Source organism: Geodermatophilus chilensis, assembly GCF_002802985.1.
Taxonomy (GTDB): Bacteria; Actinomycetota; Actinomycetes; order Mycobacteriales; family Geodermatophilaceae; genus Geodermatophilus; species Geodermatophilus chilensis.
Genome location: NZ_NVPT01000322.1, coordinates 1 through 1,973, shown reverse-complemented (window position 1 = coordinate 1,973; position 1,973 = coordinate 1). Strand labels below are relative to the sequence as shown.

Genomic DNA, 1,973 nt, shown 5'->3' with positions numbered 1-1,973 from the left:
CCGGACTTCCGAAGATCGTGAGCACGCGACCGGCCCAATTCGCTGATTGACCTGGAGGGATGCGGGCAGGCCGCGATGGGGTCGTGTTACTACAGGCGCGAGGCGCTGGTCAGCTGTCGGCGGCGGGGGTGAAGTCGAAGAAGCGGGGCGGCTCGGGGAGCCCGAGCGCGGTGAGGATGGTCTTCTGCCCACCGGTGAGCGCGGAGCGCTGGGCGACGTGGCCGTCACCGGTGGCGAGGGTGACCAGGTGCATCCGGTCGAGTTCCTGGCGGAGGTTGCGCCAGGCCTGGCCGGTGGTGTTCTCGATGACGCGGATGAGCAGCAGCGCGAGCCAGCAGAGCTGGACGTGGGCGCGGATGCGGTCTTCGCGGTGGTGGAAGACCGGGCGCAGGGCCAGGGCGCCCTTCATGTCCCGCCAGCCGCGTTCCACCTGGAGCAGCTGCTTGTAGGCCGCGGCCAGGTCCTCGCCGGTGAGCGTGGGGTCGGAGGTGCGCAGCAGCCACTTGCCGTCCAGGTGCGCCTCGGCCTTGATCGCCTTGTTGTCGATGCGCAGCAGCCCACCGGTGGTGCGGCGCAGGTAGCGGCGCAGCCCAGGCTTGTTCTTCAGCGAGCCGACGAGCTCGTCGCGGCGGCGGTCGGTCCAGGCGTCGGAGCCGTCGATCAGGCCCTTGAGGTGCTCGACGAGGTTGGCTCGCACCTGCGCGTCCCGCTTGGCTTGCTCGGGGTTGTGGCAGACGACGAACCGCTGCGCCCGGGCCCCCTCGTCGCCGTCGCCGTCCCCGCCGGGGGCGACGTGCACCTCCTTGATGCGCAGGTTGTCCGCGACCGTCTTGTAGCGGCCGGGACGGGCCAGTGCGGCGGCGGCCTCAGCGTTGGTGTGGCGCAGCTTCTCGGCGTGGATGTAGTGCCCACCACCGCGGGTCAGATAGGCCCGGTTGGCCGCAGAGGCGAAGCCGCGGTCGGCGACCCAGACCAGTCGGCGCAGGTTCCAGCCGGCCAGGTCGTCTTTGACGGTCCGGATGATCGCGGTGTCGACGGTGTTGCCGGCGAAGGTCCAGCACCGCACCGGCACCCCGTCGCGGGTGACCGCCATGGCGATCACCACCTGCGGCAGATCGGTGCGGTGGTCCTTGGAGTGGCCGAACGCCCGCGCCCCGGACTCGACCGGGTTGGCCACCTCGTCGTCGCCGGCGTCGTCTTGCAGGTCGGGAAGCTGATCAGGGGTCTCGGTCTGGAAGTAGGTGCTGGTGGTGTCGACGAAGACGATGTCCAGATCCAGGTTGAGCAGGTGCGCGACCGAGGAGAACACCTCGGCGGCGATGCCGTCCAGGGCGTCGAGCAGGAAGTCCATCGCCGCGTAGGCGGCGTCGTCGGAGAAGCCCCGGCAGCCCTCGATCGCGACCCGTTCGGCGACCCAGCCGGTCGCGGCCAGCTTGGAGCCGGGCTCCAGCGCCCGCTGCGCGACCAGAGCGAAGACCACCCGCTCGACCGCCTCGCCGTCGCACCGGCGCCCGTCGGCCGCGCGGCGGATCGCCGCCCCGATGCCCAGCCGCTCCCAGATCCGGTCCAGCGTCCACGCCCCGCCCAGCCGGCGGGAGTCGACGACCTCCACGTCGGAGCCGGCCGCGGCGGTAACCGCCTGCTCGGGCTCGAGGAACCGGGAGATCGACGAGACCAGCCGCACCAGCGCCTGGCGGTCGACCTTGTCCGCCCGCCCGAAGTTGTGGATCACCTTCGCCACCGGGCTGCCCGTGCGCGGATGGCGCTCGTTGTGCGCCAGCTGCAGGTAGCGCACCACCGAACCGTCCCGGTTCGTCCGCCGCGTCTCCCGCAGGTACACGCCTACATCAAAGCGCAGAGCAGCACGTCAGTCCAGCTGAAAAGCACCAGCCGTGTGCCTACAGGATTTAGGCGCTGCGACGACACCCGACCCGCTGACCAGCGACAACGCTATCGATCAAGCCTGCATGTGC

The 1,973-nt window shown here is 70.7% G+C and carries 1 protein-coding gene; it reads right to left on the bottom strand.

Annotation, left to right across the window (positions count from 1 at the left end):
* Positions 1-109 precede the first annotated feature (109 nt).
* Positions 110-1,840: an IS1634 family transposase gene (locus CNO22_RS26840; RefSeq protein ID WP_100502269.1), complete on the bottom strand. Its 1,731-nt coding sequence runs from the start codon at positions 1,838-1,840 to the stop codon at positions 110-112.
* Positions 1,841-1,973 lie beyond the last annotated feature (133 nt).